General features: G+C 55.2%; 10 protein-coding genes, 1 tRNA gene and 4 pseudogenes. 9 read left to right on the forward strand and 6 right to left on the reverse strand.

Annotated elements, in window-relative coordinates:
* Nucleotides 1-6: 6 nt before the first annotated feature.
* The 4 genes and pseudogenes from purQ to BRW62_RS12090 all read left to right on the forward strand — a co-directional run bounded on the left by purQ (nucleotide 7) and on the right by BRW62_RS12090 (nucleotide 5,119).
* A pseudogene (purQ, locus tag BRW62_RS12075) lies at nucleotides 7-707 on the forward strand (phosphoribosylformylglycinamidine synthase subunit PurQ).
* Between the two features lie 119 nt (nucleotides 708-826).
* Nucleotides 827-1,246, forward strand: coding sequence for a VOC family protein (locus BRW62_RS12080; RefSeq protein ID WP_198406270.1), 420 nt, complete (start codon nucleotides 827-829; stop codon nucleotides 1,244-1,246).
* Nucleotides 1,247-1,355: 109 nt separating this feature from the next.
* Nucleotides 1,356-4,364, forward strand: a complete 3,009-nt coding sequence (locus BRW62_RS12085) for a DEAD/DEAH box helicase (protein WP_099799622.1) — start codon at nucleotides 1,356-1,358, stop codon at nucleotides 4,362-4,364.
* Between the two features lie 131 nt (nucleotides 4,365-4,495).
* Nucleotides 4,496-5,119 (forward strand): DUF3727 domain-containing protein, encoded by a 624-nt coding sequence (locus tag BRW62_RS12090; protein ID WP_099799623.1) that lies wholly within the window; start codon nucleotides 4,496-4,498, stop codon nucleotides 5,117-5,119.
* Here the strand turns inward: BRW62_RS12090 and BRW62_RS12095 are convergent.
* Nucleotides 5,116-6,522 carry an aminotransferase class I/II-fold pyridoxal phosphate-dependent enzyme gene (locus BRW62_RS12095; RefSeq protein WP_099799624.1) on the reverse strand — a complete coding sequence of 469 codons (1,407 nt, stop codon included), beginning with the start codon at nucleotides 6,520-6,522 and terminating at the stop codon, nucleotides 5,116-5,118. The genes BRW62_RS12090 and BRW62_RS12095 overlap by 4 nt on opposite strands.
* 58 nt (nucleotides 6,523-6,580) lie before the next feature.
* On the opposite strand from BRW62_RS12095, the gene BRW62_RS12100 reads away from it, so the two are divergent.
* From BRW62_RS12100 to BRW62_RS12115, 4 genes and pseudogenes are all read left to right on the forward strand, one after another.
* Nucleotides 6,581-6,654, forward strand: a tRNA-Pro gene (locus tag BRW62_RS12100).
* Nucleotides 6,655-6,710: 56 nt separating this feature from the next.
* Nucleotides 6,711-7,355 (forward strand): class I SAM-dependent methyltransferase, encoded by a 645-nt coding sequence (locus BRW62_RS12105; RefSeq protein ID WP_099799625.1) that lies wholly within the window; start codon nucleotides 6,711-6,713, stop codon nucleotides 7,353-7,355.
* 36 nt (nucleotides 7,356-7,391) lie between these two features.
* Nucleotides 7,392-10,258: pseudogene (gcvP, locus tag BRW62_RS12110) on the forward strand (aminomethyl-transferring glycine dehydrogenase).
* A 9-nt stretch (nucleotides 10,259-10,267) separates the two neighbouring features.
* Nucleotides 10,268-11,074 carry a hypothetical protein gene (locus tag BRW62_RS12115; protein ID WP_198406044.1) on the forward strand — a complete coding sequence of 269 codons (807 nt, stop codon included), beginning with the start codon at nucleotides 10,268-10,270 and terminating at the stop codon, nucleotides 11,072-11,074.
* Here BRW62_RS12115 and BRW62_RS12120 read toward each other — a convergent pair.
* Both BRW62_RS12120 and BRW62_RS12125 read right to left on the reverse strand, forming a co-directional pair.
* On the reverse strand, nucleotides 11,071-11,577 hold the full coding sequence (locus BRW62_RS12120) for an alpha/beta hydrolase (protein ID WP_157768371.1): 507 nt from the start codon (nucleotides 11,575-11,577) through the stop codon (nucleotides 11,071-11,073). The genes BRW62_RS12115 and BRW62_RS12120 overlap by 4 nt on opposite strands.
* 163 nt (nucleotides 11,578-11,740) lie before the next feature.
* Entirely contained in the window at nucleotides 11,741-12,910 is a 1,170-nt protein-coding gene (locus BRW62_RS12125; protein ID WP_099799628.1) for an RNA-guided endonuclease InsQ/TnpB family protein, read from the reverse strand.
* 99 nt (nucleotides 12,911-13,009) lie between these two features.
* On the opposite strand from BRW62_RS12125, the pseudogene BRW62_RS15470 reads away from it, so the two are divergent.
* A pseudogene (locus tag BRW62_RS15470) lies at nucleotides 13,010-14,682 on the forward strand (DNA polymerase III subunit gamma/tau).
* Nucleotides 14,683-14,861: 179 nt separating this feature from the next.
* Here BRW62_RS15470 and BRW62_RS12135 read toward each other — a convergent pair.
* From BRW62_RS12135 to mfd, 3 genes and pseudogenes are all read right to left on the reverse strand, one after another.
* Nucleotides 14,862-15,845 (reverse strand): annotated as a pseudogene (locus tag BRW62_RS12135) (IS110 family RNA-guided transposase).
* 293 nt (nucleotides 15,846-16,138) lie between these two features.
* Complete coding sequence (locus BRW62_RS12140) at nucleotides 16,139-16,417, reverse strand: hypothetical protein (RefSeq protein ID WP_099799952.1); 279 nt, start codon at nucleotides 16,415-16,417, stop codon at nucleotides 16,139-16,141.
* Nucleotides 16,418-16,523: 106 nt separating this feature from the next.
* On the reverse strand, nucleotides 16,524-19,952 hold the full coding sequence (gene mfd, locus BRW62_RS12145; protein WP_099799629.1) for a transcription-repair coupling factor: 3,429 nt from the start codon (nucleotides 19,950-19,952) through the stop codon (nucleotides 16,524-16,526).
* Nucleotides 19,953-20,062 lie beyond the last annotated feature (110 nt).

The following is a 20,062-nucleotide window of genomic DNA, read 5'->3' on the forward strand; positions in this document are numbered from 1 at the left end:
GATCAGTTGCGGGTTGGTATTGTTGTGTTTCCAGGCTCTAATTGCGATCGCGATGTGGCCTACGTCACTGGCGACGTGTTGGGTTGGCCCACTCAGTTACTGTGGCACGAAGAAACCCACATAGCAGACTACGACTTAATTGTGCTACCGGGGGGTTTAGTTTTGGCGATTATCTGCGCTGCGGGGCGATCGCCCGCTTTTCACCCATCATGGCAGCAGTGCAGTCTCATGCAGCGGCGGGTAAATGGGTACTGGGAATCTGCAATGGCTTTCAAATTCTAACCGAGGCCAAGCTACTACCGGGGGCACTGGTACGCAACCGCGATTTACACTTCATTTGCGATCGCGTTTATCTGCGTCTTGAGGCTAAGCACCGACCTTGGTTGCAAGGCTATGGCGACAGGGACGTCATCCAGTTGCCTATTGCCCACGGGGAAGGGTGCTACTATGCTGACCCCGATACACTGACAGAACTCGAAGTCAATCAGCAAATCCTCTTTCGCTACGCCAATGCCAACGGTGAGGTCACCGCAGCCAGTAACCCCAACGGATCGCTGAATAATATTGCTGGCATTTGCAATCGGGCGGGGAATGTAGTTGGTATGATGCCTCACCCAGAGCGGGCAGCGGATCCGAGCCTCAACCATTCGCCCAGTCGGCATACCGTAGATGGCCTGCAACTGTTTAAGTCCTTGTTAGGCTGCTAGAGGTGATTCTCACCAGATACTTGGGTATGGCCACCACTGGCGATCCTGTGTTCACAGATTTCCCAGATCAACTGCGTCCCAAGCAGCAAAGGAGCTAACCAAGGGAAAACGCGATGACCCTGCACCACGTATCCATTCGCACCGCTGATATTCACCGGGCGATCGCCTTCTACGAATGTTTAGGCTTCGAGATGGACACTCGCTTTACCACCGGCTATACTCTAGCCTGCTGGCTCAAGGGCTGGGGCACTCGCGTGGAACTCTTACAGGTACCAGAGCCGCACACCGCCCCTGATGCCTTTGCAGACGAGCACTATGTTGGCTACTATCATCTCTCCTTTGATCTGAGTGATCATCAGGAACCCCTAGATACGTGGCTCAGCCACCTAGAGGCGACCTTAACAACCCACAATCTTCCCTTTCAACTGCTCCTCAAACCCACCCAGCAGATTATTGGCACCTCCTTGTATCACATTGCCTTCCTGCGCGACTGCGATGGCCTGCCCCTTGAATTTCTGCAACGCCTTGGTACTTTCTAACTGACCCGATCTGTACCGTGCCCTGCGACTCGCTAGGTGGACACGACCGGTACTGAAAGGGGAGCTGCCGCTGCTGCACTTGACTGTGATGCCACAGTACAATGACTCTATGGCTGTTTTGCACGGAACGTGGCTCGGAACCCTCGCGCCACAATTCTTTTTATGGGCTGAAGAGTGGCAACCCTTGGCGCGCGTTACCACACCGCTGCAGATGGATAGCGTGCCAGTGTACCCCTACAATGCTCCTCTGACCCAGCCTCCCCTAAGCCATGCCACCCCTACCACGGTTACGTTTGGGTTGCCAACCCGCGTCTATGAGCATGTGCTAGTGCCGCCCCCCCTCAGCGAGGCAAATGGAGACCCCCTCTGCTTATGGCAGATTCATGGCTGGGCGATCGCCCCTGCCCACCTGCTGAGCCACCTTCACCAATTGGCAACGTCTCCCCCAGCGGGGCTGATGCTTGGGGATGATTTACGCTTCTGGAGCCATGTGGGGCGCTGGCTCTTGGATTTAATTGTGCGCGGCCAATACCTGCCCACGGTAACAGGCTGGCGCGTACTCTTGACCCACCATGGCGATCGCCAACGTTTCCGTCAGTTCTGTCAGCAGATGCCGGATCTCTGCCGCTGCTACCAAGCCGAGGGAACTGCCCTACGCCTTCCTGACACTGCTGGTGAGCTGCTGAGAGATTTCTTGGAGCATAGCTTAAGGGGCTACCTGCAACAGGTATTTGCTTCCCTTGAGTTACCTAAAGTGGGCTTAGCCAAAGACCACTACCGCTGGCTAACCGGTCTAAAAACGGGCACCCCCACTGACCTAGAACCAAGCCTCATCGAACGGCTCCACCGCTGGCAAGAGCCTTATCGTGAACTGTTGAGTCTGGAGCCGCAGTGGCGGCTGGCCTTGCAACTGCTGCCCCCAGACCAACCCCAAGGAGCATGGCAACTCACCTTTGGCCTCCAGAGCGAAGGGGAAACCGAGACCATGCTAGCCGCAGCGGAGATTTGGCAGTGCCACCATGATTCCCTCATCTATCGGGATCAGGTACTCCCTCACCCGCAAGAAACCCTGCTGCGGGGGCTTGGCTTGGCCTCCCGCGTCTATCCCCCCATCGAGCGCAGCTTACTGGAGCCGCGGCCAGTTCACTTGACCCTGCAAACTGTTGAGGTGTACGCCCTGCTACAGCACCACATGCATCGCCTTGAGCAACAGGGAATTGCCGTCATTCTGCCAGAAAGCTTGCGGCGCAACAGTACTCACCATCGCTTAGGCTTGCGTATTGCCGCTGATTTACCCTCAACCCCCTCAACGGGAGTTGGCTTAGATAGCCTCATGCACTTTAAGTGGCAGTTGCAGTTAGGACAGCACCGCCTCTCAGAGACTGATTTTGAGCAACTTCTGCGTCAAGACATCCCCTTAGTGTATCTCAATGGCGAGTGGGTGCTGCTGCGGCCACAGGAGATCAAGGCAGCTCAGGACTTTCTTCAGTCCCAAAGCCAACACCGCCACCTCTCCTTAGCCGATACCCTGCGGATTGCCACCGGCGATACCGTCACCGTCGCTAAGCTGCCCATTTTGGGGCTAACTGCTAACGATGCCCTGCAAGCCCTGCTGGATGCCCTCACCGGCAAGCAAACGCTTGAGCCAGTACCAACCCCAAAAGAGTTTGTGGGAACATTGCGCCCTTACCAAGCGCGGGGGGTAGCATGGCTGAGTTTTTTGGAACGCTGGCGATTGGGTGCCTGTTTGGCGGATGACATGGGGCTGGGCAAAACCATTCAACTGCTGGCGTTTTTGCTCCACCTCAAGGCGAGCGATCGCCCCTTTGCGCCAACGCTGTTAATCTGCCCTACATCGGTCTTGGGGAACTGGCTACGGGAAGCACAGCGATTTGCGCCAACGTTGCGCACCTACGTTTACCACGGTAGCGATCGCCCCAAAGGGAAGGCATTTGTGCAGCAGGTGAAGACCCATGATCTCATTCTCACCAGTTACGCCCTGCTGCAGCGAGATCTCACCACCCTCAAACAGGTGGCGTGGCAGCACTTAGTTCTAGATGAAGCCCAAAACATCAAGAACGTGAATACCCAACAATCCCAAGCCGCTCGCGCCCTCGCCGCCCAGTTTCGCATTGCCCTGACCGGCACCCCCCTTGAAAACCGCCTGAGTGAACTCTGGTCGATCATGGATTTTCTGCATCCGGGATACCTAGGCAGTCGTGCCTACTTTCAGCATCGCTATGCCCGCCCCATCGAACGCTATGGCGACACCACCTCCCTCAATGCCCTGCGCACCTACGTCCAACCCTTTATTTTGCGCCGCCTGAAAACCGATCGCAGCATCATCCAAGACCTCCCCGAAAAGCAGGAGATGTTGGTATATTGCGGCCTCACCCCTGAGCAGGTTGCCCTTTACAGTAGCGTTGTGGAGCAGTCCCTTGCCGATATTGCAACGAGCGACGGCATCCAACGCCGTGGCACTATCTTAGCTACCCTGACTAAGCTAAAACAAATCTGTAACCATCCGGCGCAGTTCCTCAAACAGCAGGATTATGGGGCGCACCGCTCCGGTAAGTTGCAACGCCTCACTGAAATGCTGCAAGAACTCCAAGAAGTGGGCGATCGCTCACTGGTCTTCACCCAGTTTGCCGAACTAGGCAAGCATCTCAAGCGCTATCTAGAAGAGGCGCTTCAGCAAGAAGTTCTTTTTCTTTCGGGGCAAACCCCCAAAGCCCAGCGGGAAGTGATGGTGGATCGCTTTCAGCACGATCCGCAAGCGCCGAGTGTATTTATTCTATCCTTAAAAGCTGGTGGGGTCGGGCTAAATTTAACCCGCGCCAATCATGTCTTTCACTACGATCGCTGGTGGAACCCCGCCGTTGAAAACCAAGCCAGCGATCGCGCCTTTCGCATCGGCCAACAGCGGAATGTCCAAATCCATAAATTTATCTGTAGCGGCACCCTCGAAGAGAAAATCCACGAACAAATTGAGCGCAAAAAGACGTTAGCAGAGATGATCGTTGGCACTGGTGAACAATGGCTGACAGAACTCAGCCTTGATCAGCTGCGGGAGCTGCTAACCCTTGACCGCCAGCGAGTCATGTCCATTGAAACCTGAGCCAAGTAGCGAACTATCGAGACCTTGCGACTGCAACTGCTGCCACAGAGATTACCCCACTGCGACCACCTGCATGGTATGCTCCATTGCCATAGGGAGTCTTTAATCGTAGTTGTTTCGACCGGAGTCGCATGGGTTCCAACTATCAAAACCGATACAACAGTGATGAGCAGCCTTGGGAAGAGGACGACTTCGATCGCGAACTAGAGCAAATCCGGCTCTACGATGAGCAAGGGCGGTTCCTAAATTGCTACATTGAGTTTCGTTTGACGGTGCAAGACGAAGTCTATGCCCTGCTGCGTCCGGTGGACTATCCCGTAGAAATTTTTGCTGTCATTGCCGAAGCGGATGACGAAGAAACCCTCGTCCCCCTCGATGAGGAGGAAATTGACCAAGTCTTTGATACCGCCCGAGCCATCCTTGAGGAGCAAAATCTCACCCTCAAACGTACCGCCCTGACCCTCACCGTGGCGGGGGATCTCCCCGATCTAGATGAAGAGGACATTCTCAGCGTTGAAGTAGACGCCGAAGACGATGTCACTATCGAGGAATATCAGCCCCTTGGCAGCAGCTTCTTTTCTGGGGTGCGTGAGTATAGTGTTTACACACCCCTCAGTCCAACCCTGTATGTCGCACGGTTAGTCCCAGGCAAAGAGCCAGAATTACTCTCTCCTCAAGATTTTCAACATTTGCAGCCACTCTTAGAGGAGCACCTAGTCAGTCACTTTATTGAGACTGAGGACTGGGATGATTAGGTGTCTGCTGGGGTCACAATCGTGATCTGATTCAACTGCGGATCCGTCGCGCCGATAATGGTGCCCCCCATGGCCTGTACCTGTTGTAGTTCAGCGACGGCAGCAGCGGTAATGACTTCCCCGGCGATGATGGTGGGAATGCCGGGCGGGTAGGGGGCAATGGTTTCAGCGCTAATGTGATCAATGGCGGCTGCTAGGGGCACCACTTGGCGCTGGCTAAAGTACGTGGTACGCGGCGAAAGGGCTGGTGAAGAGACCGCAGGCAACGGCGGCACTGCTATAGGCGGTAGCGACTGTACCGGCTGATAGGTCTGGTGAATGACCCACAAGCGCTCCGCCAAGGTTCTTAACATCTGCGCTGTGGTTCCCAAGCCTACGCAAAAGGTGAGCGATCGCCCACTGGGGAGTTCGGCAATGATGTCGGGTTGCAGTTGCGCCTCTAGATCAGCCCCCGTAAGACCCAACGGCCATGTGCCAAGGGTTAAACGCAGTGGGTCTTGGGGGATATCTAGCCGCTCTAGGCGGGGTAAGGGACTCTCAAACGCTGCAACCCATTGCAGGAGGCGATCGTAGATCTCGTAGCCTTGGTGAACCATTTGCCAGGCTGCCGCCTCTAAGGCACTCAAGAGCCAATAACTGGGGCTAGTGGTTTGGACAAGGGTCACGGCGTGGCTGACGCGTTCTGGTGCAACTCGCGTGCCTTGCAGGTGGAGCACCGCGGTTTGGGTGAGGGTGCCCAAGGTTTTATGCCACGACTGGATCACCAGATCAGCACCGGCGGCCAAGGCCGTGCTGGGAAAGCGCGGATGAAAGGCAAAATGACTGCCGTGGGCTTCATCGACAATGAGGGTCAGTCCCCGCTCATGAACGTGTTGGGCAATGGCCGCTAACGGAGAACACAGACCCTCGTAGGTTGGGCTGACAAGGACGACGGCTTTTGCGGTGGGATAGGCGGCTACCGCATTAACGACCGTTGCCAACGACACAGGTTCGGGAATGCCCCACAGCGAGTCCACGGCCACCCCCAAATATACGGGCTGAGCACCCGTTAGGATCAACCCAGAAATCACAGAGTGGTGAACATTGCGACCCACCAGCACCACATCCTTAGGCTCTAGGGTTGCCAACAGGGCAGCTAAGACCCCGGTAGTGGCACCATTCACTAAGCACCATGCGCGATCGCTCCCTGCTGCTGCGGCAATGGCAGCTTGAAGGTCGGCAAGCGCACCGGTGGGTGCAGCTAAATTGTCGAGACCCGGGATCTCGCTTAAATCCTGCGCTAGGGCAGTGCCCCACAGTGCCCGTAAAGGAGCTGCCATGCCTCGACCCCGCTGATGACCGGGGGTATGAAACGGGCAGGAGTGCTGTTGCTGCACTAGGATATCCAAGAGAGGATGAGTCATAGGGCGATCGCGATGGCTTTCAGAAGCGTCGCCTGCAATGTTATCTTAGGTAAGTTATCGGGATGTAGCGCAGCTTGGTAGCGCACTTCGTTCGGGACGAAGGGGTCGCAGGTTCAAATCCTGTCATCCCGATTGGCTAGGAAGCCACCTATTTCTAGGGGTTGCGAGGATTCTTAAACTGAGTATCTATGGCAACTATCCTCCGCACTTGGAGCTATCAGTTTCCGTGGCTCTACGACACCATTAGCAGCATTGCCGCTGTTGCTGTGGGGGGGCGCGATCGCCTCCATCGTCTGGCATGGCAAGGCTTAGAGCTACCCCGCAGTGCGGTGGTGTTGGATTTGTGTTGCGCCCATGGCATTGTCACTGAGTCCTTAACCGCTGCCTTTGATCAGGTCACTGGCCTAGATGCCTCCCCGAAGGCGATCGCCCGGGCACGACAACGAGTGCCCCAAGCCACCTACGTTGAAGCCTTTGCTGAGGCCATGCCCTTTGCCGCCGAGACCTTTGATCTGGTGCACACCAGTATGGCCTTACACGAAATGCAACCCCAACAACTCACCGCCATTGTGGCGGAGGTGTGGCGGGTACTGAAGCCCGGTGGCTGGTTTGCCCTGATTGACTTTCACCGCCCCCACATCCCGCTGTTTTGGCCAGGGCTGGCGCTATTTTTCTGGCTCTTTGAAACGGAAACCGCATGGCAGCTCTTGGACACCGACTTAGCAGAGGTACTGCACGCGCAAGGGTTTGAACTCGCACAGCAGGACTACCGCTTAGGGCGAAGCTTGCAAATTATCCACGCCCGCAAACCTGTTTTGGCCGTCAGCCATTAAGATATATGAACAATTGACAGACGCTGTGATGCTTGTATGGTAAGTTCGCCACCCCACCTGCAAACGCCTTTAGATACCTCTGCTGAGTTTGTGGCTCGGCATATTGGCATTACGCCAGAGGATCTACCCGCCATGCTCAGCACGCTCGGGTACACCACCCTTGGGGAACTCATCGATGCCGTGATTCCGGCAGATATTCGTTTGGCGCGCCCCTTAGCCCTGCCGGAAGGGTTGAGTGAATCGGCGGCACTGGCCAAACTACGGGCGATCGCCCAAGCTAACCAAGTTTGGCGCAGCTACATCGGCATGGGCTATACCAACTGCATCACACCGCCCGTCATTCAGCGCAATATTCTTGAAAACCCCGGCTGGTACACCCAGTACACCCCGTACCAAGCAGAAATTGCCCAAGGTCGCCTAGAAGCCCTCCTCAACTATCAAACCCTTGTTACGGATCTAACCGGCCTAGAGATTGCCAACGCCTCCCTTTTAGACGAAGCGACTGCGGCGGCTGAGGCCATGACCCTCAGTTTTAACGTCTGCCGCCAGCAGGCGGCACGCCGCTTCTTAGTGGCGCAAGACTGTCACCCCCAAACCCTTGCCGTCTTAGAAACCCGTGCTCAGCCCCTCAATATCGAGATTGTGCCCATTGATCCCGCGGCGAGCGATCTGCCTTGGCAAGGAGCGTTTGGCCTGCTGCTCCAGTATCCAGCCACCGATGGCGCGATTCGGGATCCCCGTGCCCTGATTGCGGCGGCTCATGCCCACGGCCTACTGGTGACGATGGCCACCGATCTGATGGCACTGACCCTGTTAACCCCACCGGGGGAACTGGGAGCTGACATTGCCGTAGGTAGCTCTCAACGCCTAGGGGTTCCCTTGGGCTACGGGGGACCCCACGCCGCCTTTTTTGCCACCCGCGATGCCTTCAAGCGGCAGTTACCTGGCCGGTTGGTAGGGGTCTCCCATGACGCCTTGGGGCAACGCGCCCTGCGGTTGGCATTGCAAACCCGCGAGCAACACATTCGCCGCGAAAAAGCCACCAGTAACATCTGTACGGCGCAGGTGCTGTTGGCAATTGTTGCCAGTATGTACGCCGTCTATCATGGGCCAAGGGGCTTACGCCAGATTGCCGAGGGAATTCATCAGTTGACCCGGCACTTAGCCCAAGGGCTGGAAGATGCAGGGTATCGACTGCGGCACCCTGCCTTTTTTGATACGCTGCGCATTGATCTAGGCAGCCGTTCTGTAGCCGAGTTGCAACAGCACGCCAAAGCCGCAAAGATTAACCTGCGCTATTTTGCGGATGACAGTGTGGGCATTACCCTAGATGAGACAACCACCGCAACCGATGTGGCGGATCTCTTAGCGCTCTTTGCAGCCGTTATCCCCACCACACCGACCTCATCGGCCTTGCCCAAGGAGCTAGAGCGCCAAACCCCCTATCTTCAGCACCCTGTTTTTCATCAGTACCACAGTGAGCATGGGCTGCTGCGCTACCTCCACCGCCTCCAGGCCAAGGATCTCTCCCTGACAACCTCCATGATTCCCCTTGGCTCTTGCACCATGAAGCTGAACGCCACAGTGGAAATGGTACCCATTAGCTGGCCAGAGTTTAATCAGCTTCACCCCTTTGCCCCTGCCGAGCAAGCCCAAGGGTATCAGCGGCTGTTTGCGGATCTCTCGGACATGCTGGCAGAGATTACTGGCTTTGCGGCTATTTCGCTGCAACCGAATGCCGGATCTCAAGGGGAGTACGCGGGGTTGCTGGTGATTCGCCAGTACCACCATAGCCGAGGTGAGTGCCAACGGGATGTGTGTCTGATTCCCACCTCTGCCCATGGCACCAATCCTGCCAGTGCGGTGATGGCGGGGATGCAGGTGGTGGCGGTCAATTGTGATGCCCAGGGCAATATTGATGTGGCGGACTTAGCCCTCAAGGCGGCGCAATACCAAGAGCGGCTAGCGGCGCTGATGATTACCTATCCCTCAACCCACGGGGTCTTTGAAACCGAGATTCGCCACATTTGCGAGATCATCCATCGCCATGGAGGTCAAGTGTATATGGATGGCGCCAATATGAATGCCCAAGTGGGGTTGTGCCGACCGGCGGATTTTGGTGCCGATGTTTGCCATCTGAATCTCCATAAAACCTTTTGCATTCCCCATGGTGGCGGCGGTCCCGGCGTGGGACCCATTGGTGTCAAGGCTCACCTTGCGCCCTTTTTACCCACGACTCAACTCTATCCGCATGAGACGGAAATAGGACCGGTCACCGCAGCACCGTGGGGCAGTGCCAGCATTCTGCCCATCTCGTGGATGTACATTACCCTGATGGGGGGGTGGGGCTGACCCGCGCCACGGCGATCGCCATTCTTAATGCCAACTATATTGCCAAGCGGCTCGAGCCGTACTATCCGGTGTTGTACAAAGGGGCGCAGGGGCTAGTGGCGCACGAGTGCATTCTGGATGTGCGGCCTCTAAAAAAATCAGCCGGTATTGAGGTCGAAGATATTGCCAAGCGCTTAATGGACTACGGCTTCCATGCTCCGACAGTTTCGTGGCCGGTGCCCGGAACCTTGATGATTGAACCAACAGAAAGTGAAACCAAAGCAGAGCTAGACCGCTTCTGTGAGGCGATGATTGCCATCCGTGCCGAAATTGCTGAAATTGAAGCGGGTTTAAGCGATCGCCAACATAACCCCCTCAAACAGGCTCCTCACCCTGCCTTGATGGTCTGTAGCGATGAGTGGCCGTATCCCTACTCGCGACAGGTGGCCGCCTACCCAGCCCCGTGGCTCCGCGAGTATAAATTTTGGCCTGCGGTTGCGCGGATTGATAATGCCTACGGCGATCGCCATCTGGTGTGTAGTTGCTCAACCAATCTGTTCGATCAATCGTGAGGAGGCCACATGGGCAGGAGACGAGCCATGGGCTATTGGTTAGGGGCTTATGCACTGCTGGCAGGGGTTAGCCCCCTACAGGCGCAACCCTCCGTGCCGCCAGCAGAACTCGTCCAGCGGGCGATCGCCGCCGCCGCTACTCAGTTTGGGGAAGAACCCACTCAAATTACTGTAGCGAAAGTGCAGCCCCGAGTCTGGTCCGATGGCTGTTTAGGGCTGGGGGGTCTGCGCCCCAACTGCCCCGAACGCCTCACCCCAGGGTGGGAAATTACCCTCACCAACCCCAATGCGCCCTATCCCCAGCAATGGGTGTACCGCACTAATCAAAGTGGATCTCTGCTGCTGTGGGATGCGGCAGGAAGCCAGATGATAGGTACCCTCATTCAGCGCCCCCAGCGGCTTGCCCCAGACGACCAACCACCAGCCTTACCTGAGTCAGCGATCTTTCGAGTGATTCGCCAAACCACCTTAGATCGTCCCCCCCAAACCACCCTCCTGTTTAGGGATGGCCGCATTGTTCAAGAAACCCCTACCCAACGGGGAGACACCCTAAGCCGCACCCTGCGCACCATCTCGCCAGCGCTAGTGACTGAGTTCACAACGTTGTTAGAGGAACGCCGATTTCAACGGTTTGACGGGATTGATTTTGTTGCCCCCAGTACAACGGTGCCCGTGGCCAGCAATATCATTTCCACCCCAACAGCAACCGTCCGGATTGCCGAAGCTAACGAATACCGCCTCGCATCTGACCTAGTCGCAGTGCTACGGGCATGGGAAATGCTCATCGAGCGGGGGCAGTTGCCTAAGAAGCCCTAGTTTGCTGGTTGTTGCTGACGGGACAAGTACTGCTCCATCAGGGGTTTGTTCGCCTCTAAAATGGCCTGCATCTGCATAATATCAATTGTCATGGTTGACTCAGGATAGGCGTCTAAAAACGCTAGCAACGTTAGGCCGCCTTCTGCCTCAAGACCTTTCATCATCGCTGTTTTCAAGGCGGCAATGCCTTCACTGTCCGGTCGCAGGGTTGCTGCTGCTACAGCTTTTAGGAGGTCTTCGCCCTTATTGTTGCTAGCAAGGGTTTGGAGTTGCTCGGCAGTAACCGGAAACGGTAAGCTTAAGAGCTGCCGAAACTCTGCCTGCTGTTCAGGTGTAGCCATCGACAGCATGAGCTTGAGGTTGCCGCTGGCTGTCCCTGTTTCAGCGTAGGCACGTAGATCGGCCACCGGAATTTGAATTCCCTGTTGACTTTGGGCACCAAAAACGAGGTTTAGGGTCTCCGCTGCCAACCCCGGGGCGATCGCCCCGATAGTGACAAGCACACTACTCAGCAAAACTGATGATATCCAATAGCGCATCCCACATTCACTCCAGCAAGCAACATCTAAAACGCCGACAATGGTACTGAGGCCACGTAATCGTGGCTTACTCTTAAGACAATCTAACGCTGAAATAGTTGCCTGTGTAAACTTCCCCTGACTTCAGTCAGGGGCTTTCAGTAGCCCTGAGCCTGTTATGTTCTGCAAGAGAACAAGACAAGCCCGAACCTCTAGGCTGGTTTACAACAGCCCCCAAAAGCGCAATTACGCTAGCACCATTGAAATCTGCGTCTCCTGTCCAGCCACAATGCCTGCACTTAAACTGCTTCCCAGTGCGATAGGACTGCTTTGGGTGGGGGTAAATATGCAGGCATCTGTGGCAAGTTTGACTACTGTAGCGAGGATTAACTAGCACTATTCCCACACCTGCTTTGAGTGCCTTGTAGCTAATGAAGCTACGCAGTTGGTAAAACGCCCAACTGTTGGCACGCCTACGCTCTGTTTTAGAACGAGGTACTTGATTAGTGCGCTCCCGTATCCCTGTCAGGTCTTCCAAAGCAATAACACTGCCCGTTGCTTTTGCCCTTGCCACAATGGTCTTAGAAATGCAGTGGTTCACCCATGCCTGAAAGCGTCTCTCCCTGCCAGATAGCCGTTTCACCAGTTCCCGACATCTACGCCTAGAACTGCGTGTGCCTTTACTAGCCTTGTGCTGGAGTACCGCCCTCAGTTTGGAGTAGTGGTCTCGTACCTTAGTTAACTGCTGTCCATGCCAGTTGTCTCCTTCCGATGTATGTGCAATGTCTGTCCTACCGAAGTCAACGCCCAAAACCCCATGTCCAGTCTGAGGTTCTGGCACTTCTTCCTTTACTTGGATGTGGATATAAAACTTACCATCTTTGCGTTTGCAGAGAGTGGCAGAAGTAGGCTTCTTGCCCTTGAGTTTTTCTATCTGGTAGTTACCCACCACTAAGGGAATGCGTTCCCGTCCGTTTAGGGTGGAGAGGCTAACGCATTGTTCTTTCGCTCTGTAGTCAAACAGGCGAGCATCATAATCCACAGAAGTAGCCCTGAATCCCTTAACCTTTCCCACCTTGCGGTTAGCGGCAACTCTGGCACAAGCCCTGACAGCCAAGTTAGCGGTTAAGCCGAATTGCTGTCGTACTGCTCTGTAAACTTCTTTCTGAATACGGTTCTTGTTAGTAATGCTGGGGCAAATGGTACTGTTGATGTATCTGCAAGCCTCAGCGAAGCCCTGCAGAACTTGGTCTAGCTTGACAATTTGCTCTGCAGTGGGATTTAGTTGACAGACAATGGTCAGTATTTGCTGTGGCATGAGTTCATTTTATGCGCCTAAATGGTAATATGGCAACTGAAGTTGCTAAAGAGGCTTTCCTCCCCGCACTGAAGTACGGGGCTTCCAGTCCTACCCGTTGTGAGTTACGAGCCGCTACACCACAAGTATCGTCCCCAACGGTTTGCTGATCTCGTCGGGCAAGGGGCGATCGCCACTACCCTCAGCCAAGCCCTGACCCAAGAACGAATTGCCCCGGCCTACCTGTTTTGCGGGCCACGGGGGACGGGTAAAACTTCCAGTGCCCGTATTCTGGCGAAATCCCTTAACTGCCTGCGCCATCCTAAACCAACCCCCACTCCCTGCGGTGAGTGTGACGTGTGCCGCCAAGTAGCCAGCAGCAACAGCCTTGATGTCATTGAAATCGATGCTGCCAGCCATACGGGTGTGGATAATATCCGCGAACTCATTGAAAAAGCCCAATTTGCCCCCGTTCAGTGCCGCTACAAAGTGTATGTCATTGACGAGTGCCATATGCTCAGCAGTTCGGCGTTTAATGCCCTGCTGAAAACCCTTGAGGAACCGCCGCCCCACGTAGTCTTTGTCTTAGCCACCACCGACCCACAGCGGGTTCTGCCCACCATTATTTCCCGCTGTCAACGCTTCGACTTTCGGCGCATTCCCCTTGCTGAGATGGTGCAACACCTCAACTACATCGCTGCCCAAGAACATATTGATATTACGCCGCAAGCGGTCACCCTTGTTGCGCAGTTATCCCAAGGGGGCTGCGGGATGCGGAAAGTATGCTGGATCAACTGAGCTTGTACCCAGAGCAAATTACGGTACAGCACGTGTGGCAACTTGCTGGAACTGTGCCTGAGCAGGATTTGTTGGCACTCTTGCAGGTCATTGCCCGCCAAGATGCGGTTGCCGTTGTGGAGCACACTCGCCAACTGCTAGAGCGTGGACGAGACCCACTCACGGTTTTGCAGAACTTAGCAGCAATGTATCGTGATTTATTGTTAGCGAAAACCGTGCCGGAACGCCATGATCTAGTGGCATTGACCGAAGAGACATGGCAAGCCTTGACTGTAATTGCCCAGCAGTGGAGCACCGCCAACATTTTGCAGGCACAGCAGCATTTGCGCACCTGCGAAGGGCAAGTGAAACAGAGCAATCAACCCCGCCTCTGGCTGGAAGTGAGTATTTTAGGACTGCTCTCCTTAGCCCCCCTGCCGGATGCGCCAGCGGTGGCGATCGCCCCTACAATGCCACCCCTGCCTGCCCCACCCGCCCCCTCAACGCCTGTGTCTCCGGCGGCTGTCCCAACGGTACCAGAACCATCCCCGCCAGAACCCGCTCAAGCACCGATGGCTAAGGATGATCACCTGTGGGAAACCGCACTGCAACAGATCCCAGTGAGTACCCGTGCCCTCCTCTCACAGCACGGCCATCTCCGCCGCGTTACAGAAAAAGAGGTGCGGATTGGCATTGTCAGCCAGCCGCTGCTCAATATGACTCAAACGAATCACGCCAAAATTGAAGCGGCTTTTAGGCAAGTCCTCCATCAACCAGTGAAGGTGATTCTGGAAGTTGCTGCTCCGCCAACCACCACTGCCGTATCGGAGGTACCCCCACCTCAATCTCCCCGTTTAGAGAGCAGCCATCCCTCAGCACTTCAGCCTACCGTTAGCCCCCCTGCCACCCCTAACCCAACTGCGAGTGAACTGTTACACGAATCAGCACAAAAACTGGCTCGCTTTTTTAATGGGGTTGTGATCGATGCGCTAGATGAGGCGCCCACAGCAGATTAAATTAACGTCAATTAGATGAATAGATAAATAGGCTCTAATACCATTCTTGGGCGTTGCTGAATAGACGTATGATTTTCGGGTTTGAGTCTTTTGCCGCCCTCACCCTAGTCCTCTGCCAAAGGAGAGGGAACACGACTCTTAGCTCCCTTCTCCCCAGGGAGAAGCGATTATCTTAAAAGTCAAGCAAATGATGATGCTGGAACAGCCGATGGACTCCCATCTGAGTTGGACGGCTGCCAGTCCGTACCATGGTTGAGCATGGCATTGAGAATTGTTAATAGCTTATGCATACAAGCCACTAACGCTACTTTGGTAGCCTTGCCCTTCGCTAATAAGCGGTGATAGAAGACGCGAATCACTGGATTATGGCGCACCGCCACCCAAGCTGCCATGTACAACAGTTGACGCACAGCAGCACGACCACCAAAGATGGCGCGTTTGCCTTGCTTCTGCCCACTATCTCGGTTGAATGGGGCAACGCCCACCAGCGTACTGATTTTTCGAGTGGACAACTGTCCCAGGTCTGGCAACAGGGCTAACAAGGTCGCGGCGACGACCTTGCCCACCCCTGGAACCGTCATCAGCCGCGTCTGTTTTGCCTGCCAGGGCTGACATGGATGGATTTGGGTGTCGATCTGCTCGTCTAGTTGCTGAATGCGGTCTTTGCGCCATGCAATGTGAGCTGCTATATCTGCTTGGGCTGTTCCGCGTAAGCCTGACAAGCGGTTTTGTTCAGCAGTCAGGAGGTCTACCAGTTGCCGCCTGCGGGTGACCAAGTCCTGAAGTTCTGCGTCCGCTTCGCTGGCCAATGAGCGAATCGGCGGTTTCATCGCTTCGCCAAACTAGGCTAAAATCGCGGCATCGACCGGATCGGTTTTAGCCAGTTGATTGGCAGCTTTGGCAACGTTTCGCGCTTGCCGAGCATTAATCACGACCACGGGATAGGCTAGCGTGGACAGCACCAACGCCACTGACCGCTCATAGCCGCCAGTGGATTCTAGAATCACCCGAGCGACCGCCTCAGGCGGACACAAGTGAGTCAGAAGTTCGCGAATCCCACTCGCGGTGTTGCTCACGCGAAAACTCTGCTTCTGGGGACGTAGATGTACATCTAGCCACCGCTTACACACATCAATGCCAATCCATTGTTCTTGATCCTGCATATCACTTTTGCGCCTGTCTGGGGGTAAATCAGGTGTTTACTCAACCTTGCGTCATGCGGGTTCTACTGTCCCAACCGATGATTCGAGTTTGACCTGTTGCATCAGAGAGATGACCCTAGCTTCTCCATGATGTCTCGCATCTAAGGGGTGACGGTCTGTCTCTCTAGTTTTAAGATACAAGGGAGCTAAGAGTCTTGTTCCCTCTCCGTTGGGAGAGGGCTAGGGTGAGGGTAGCAAAAGACTCAAACCCGAAGGTCATACTTAATATTCAGCAACGCCTCTAGTGGCTAGGATCAGCGGTTATCATCGGTGCTGAGGCGACTTTGTAGATCGTCCACAGCTTCGTTAATTTGGGCGATTTTTGCCTCTAGTTCAAGCCGCATGGATTCCATGAGGGTTTCATCACTACTGTTTAGATCCCCTGCTTTTGCGCCCTTGAGGGGGACAGCATTAGTCGTGCTGATTTCAGTGAGCTTTTCTTTCAGAAGTAGGCTAATAAGGGAGCCAGCAATGCCGCCAAACAGCGCACCAGCTAGAAAACCCCAGCCAAAGCGATCGCCACGATTATCCATAGAATCAGCAAACAATGATTAGGCGTTACTTGACCTCGTGCGCCCTCAATAGAATCGCACCCGGTAATCAGTCTTCAAGCTACCACCAATCTAGCAGATTCGCACCTCAAACGGTTTCCTGCTGCCTGATGCTGACTTGCATCTGGCTGAACCAGTCAATGAGCTGCTCTATTTGCTTTTCAATGGGTTGCACCCCTAAGCCCCGGATGGTGACTTTGCCTTGGCTATAGATAAAGCGGCTGTGGAGATGGCTGGGTAATTGCTCTTGTAAGAGTTTCCATGCCGGTTCAGCCATGGGCGTTTCTAGGATCACATGCTGCTTGCCTTCAGCACGAATGCGGCTAATCCCACACTGTCGCGCCAGTTGCTTCAGTTCAACCACGCGCAGGAGTTGTTGAACGGATTTGGGTAATGCACCATAGCGATCGCTCCAGTCCGCCGCCAACTGCATCAATTCTGCCTTGGTGGTGGCCGCAGAGGCGGCTCGATAGGCGGCCATTTTTTGCTCTAAATCGGGGATATAGTCGGCAGGGATAAAGGCGGTGACGTTGAGATCAATTTGCGTATCCTCGACGGTGGGAATGTCTTGCCCGCGAATGTCGGCGATCGCCTCCTCTAGAAGCTCAACGTACAGATCAAACCCCACCGTTTCCAGCTGGCCGTGCTGCTCTGCCCCAAGGAGATTCCCTACCCCCCGAATTTCCATATCCCGCATCGCCAATTGGTAGCCTGAGCCAAGCTGCGTAAACTCCTGAATCGCTCGGAGTCGCTGCCGGGCTGCATCGGTCAGCACCTCTTGGCGGGGATAAAAGAGCCATGCATGGGCTTGAATTCCAGACCGACCTACCCGACCCCGTAGCTGGTACAACTGCGCTAAGCCAAACCGCTGGGCGTCTTCCACCAAAATAGTATTGACACGGGGGATGTCTAAGCCAGACTCAATAATGGTCGTGCACACGAGGATATCCGCCTCACCATTGCTAAAGCCAAGCATGGTGGATTCTAATTCGCCTTCTGCCATCTGGCCGTGGGCAATGAGAATCCGGGCAGAGGGCACCATTGCCTGCAGTTTGCTGCCTACCTCCTCAATCCCTTCCACTCGGGGCACCACGTAAAACACTTGGCCACCGCGATCTAGCTCTTGGCGGATGGCACTGCGTACTGTTTCGGCATCGTAGGGAGCCAGATGGGTTTGAATGGGGCGGCGGGACGGGGGCGGCGTTGTAATCAGGCTCATCTCGCGCACCCCAGATAAAGCCATATAAAGGGTACGGGGAATGGGAGTGGCGCTCAGGGTGAGTACATCCACTTGGGTTTTCAGGGCTTTAATTTTTTCTTTTTGGTTGACTCCAAACCGCTGCTCTTCATCCACAACGAGCAAGCCCAAATCTCGGAACTTCACTGCTTTCCCTAATAGTTGATGGGTGCCCACAACAACATCAAGCTCACCAGTTTTGAGCTTTTGGAGAATCTCTTGGCGTTCACTCTCACTGCGAAAGCGATTCAGCAATCCCACTTGGATGGGGTAGGGGGCAAACCGTTCTTTGAGGGTGTGGTAGTGCTGCTGGGTAAGAATGGTGGTGGGTGCCAGAACGGCTACCTGTTTACCGGCCATCACGGCTTTGAAAATAGCCCGAATCGCCACTTCGGTTTTGCCAAAGCCCACATCCCCACACACCAAGCGATCCATGGGGCGATCGCTCTCCATATCGGCTTTGACCTCTTGAATCGCCTTGAGTTGATCTGGTGTGGGCTGATAGGGAAACGAGTCTTCGAGTTCCTGCTGCCACGGAGTGTCGCCAGCGAAGGCAAACCCCCGCTGCTGTGCCCGTTGGGCGTAGAGTTGCAGTAAATCCACAGCCACTTTTTTTACGGCTTTGCGAACACGCTCTTTGGTGCGTTCCCAAGTTTTGCCGGTGAGCTTATTCAGTTGCGGTGGGGTCTCACTTTGCTTACGGAACCGCGAGAGGGTATTCAGTTGGTCAGCAGCGACACGGAGCACGCCATCGGCATACTGTAAGGCCAGATATTCGCGGGTTTCATTGTTGATGGTTAGGGTTTCGAGGCGCAGAAACTGGCCAATCCCATGCTGGCGGTGAACAACATAGTCCCCCGGTTGTAGTTTGTTAACATCCACCTGCTTCGCAGCAGCCCGACGGCGTTTGCGCACATAGCCCACGTTGATCAGGCTCTGCTGGCCAAAAAACTCGCGATCGCTGACGAGCACCGTGCGAAAGGTCGGTAGAATAAACCCCGATAGCTCTGCTAGGCCTGTGGCCTTCAGGGCAATGGGGACTCGCTGCTGTTGCAGCTTATCAATGGCCGGAAAATCTCTAGGGTTGGGAACAAACTGTGCTGGACAATCGTGCTCCTGCAGCAGGGCAACAGAACGACTCGGCTGGGCTGAGACTAACCAGACAGTGTAGCCTTTGTCACGCTCGTCCCGGAGGATACTGGCTAGCCGGCCAAACTGGTGGGGAATCGCCGGTACGGGTCGAGCCGCCACGTTCAACCCTTGCCCCTCACTGGCTAATTCGTAGAGGTCTAGGCGCGGAAACCGCTCGAGGGCTTCAGCAGTAACAGACCAGGGTTGATGAATCGGGGGGGGTGGATCGCTCAGAGTTTGCCAATAGCTCTGGCAGTGTTCCCACCAGCGATCGCTGTGGGCGGCACACAGGGGCGGTTCATCCACAGCCACTAAGGTATTGATCGGTAAGTAATCCAGTAAGGAGGCGGGCTGAGGAAAGGCAGTGCCCAAATAGCGGCGGGCATCTTCGGCAGGGGGAGCCTGACCCTTCGCCGCAAGGGCTGCCGTGATCAGGGGGGTAAAGCTAATGGGGGTGAGGGTGACCTGCGCGAGGGCATCCAGACGATCTCCCTCAGAGCGCAGTGACCGTTGGCTCACCGGATCAAATTCGCGAATGGCTTCAATTTCATCGCCAAACCATTCCAGCCGCACCGGCAGTTCGGCAGCCACAGGAAAAATATCGATGATGTCTCCACGGCGGCTCCACTGTCCTTCTGTTTCTACAAGGGAGACCCGCTCATACCCTAGGTGTGCCAAGTCGTTTGCTAGGGCAGTTAAGGATCGCTCGTCCCCCACCCGCAAGGTCAGACATGCTGCATGAAACACCGCCGGCGGTGGCAAGTGAGGTTGCAGTGCCCGTTCGGTCGTAACAATGGCCATGGTACCGGCGGGGCGATCGCTCTCTACTAGGGCTTGCATTTGCCCCCAGACCATTTCTGCTTCGAGATCAAAGGGATCGTAGGGAGAGGCTTCTGAGGTGGGATAAAACAACACGGTGTCCCACCCCATCAACTCCAGTTGTGTTGCCCAGCGCGCCCCCTCCTCAAGGGTAGAGGTCACAATACAAAGCGAGTGCTGGCAGTGTTGGGCTAGCGTAGAGGTGATTAACCCTTTGACCAGCCGTGGCATCCCGGTCAGTGTTAGGGATCGCTGCTGCTGGAGCTTACTGAGTAGTTCAGCCGTCAGCGGTAGTTTCGCCCAACTGCGGCAAAGCGCAACCAAGGACATAGGCTATTGGTTCACAGATCACATTTCTTTATTATCCACGCAATACAAAAGCTGGACATTTTGCCTACTGATGAATCAGGTAAACTTCCCCGCCCTAGAAGAGCGAGGCT

Origin of the sequence: Thermostichus lividus PCC 6715 (genome assembly GCF_002754935.1) — a bacterium.
GTDB classification, from domain to species: domain Bacteria; phylum Cyanobacteriota; class Cyanobacteriia; order Thermosynechococcales; family Thermosynechococcaceae; genus Thermosynechococcus; species Thermosynechococcus lividus.

What these genes read in the sequence shown, in the direction of transcription:
- mfd (WP_099799629.1), bottom strand. Translation starts at nt 19,952, where the DNA reads ATGTCCTTGGTTGCGCTTTGCCGCAGTTGGGCGAAACTACCGCTGACG.
- BRW62_RS12140 (WP_099799952.1), bottom strand. Translation starts at nt 16,417, where the DNA reads ATGGATAATCGTGGCGATCGCTTTGGCTGGGGTTTTCTAGCTGGTGCG.
- BRW62_RS12095 (WP_099799624.1), bottom strand. Translation starts at nt 6,522, where the DNA reads ATGACTCATCCTCTCTTGGATATCCTAGTGCAGCAACAGCACTCCTGC.
- BRW62_RS12085 (WP_099799622.1), top strand. Translation starts at nt 1,356, where the DNA reads ATGGCTGTTTTGCACGGAACGTGGCTCGGAACCCTCGCGCCACAATTC.
- BRW62_RS12125 (WP_099799628.1), bottom strand. Translation starts at nt 12,910, where the DNA reads ATGCCACAGCAAATACTGACCATTGTCTGTCAACTAAATCCCACTGCA.
- BRW62_RS12105 (WP_099799625.1), top strand. Translation starts at nt 6,711, where the DNA reads ATGGCAACTATCCTCCGCACTTGGAGCTATCAGTTTCCGTGGCTCTAC.
- BRW62_RS12090 (WP_099799623.1), top strand. Translation starts at nt 4,496, where the DNA reads ATGGGTTCCAACTATCAAAACCGATACAACAGTGATGAGCAGCCTTGG.
- BRW62_RS12115 (WP_198406044.1), top strand. Translation starts at nt 10,268, where the DNA reads ATGGGCAGGAGACGAGCCATGGGCTATTGGTTAGGGGCTTATGCACTG.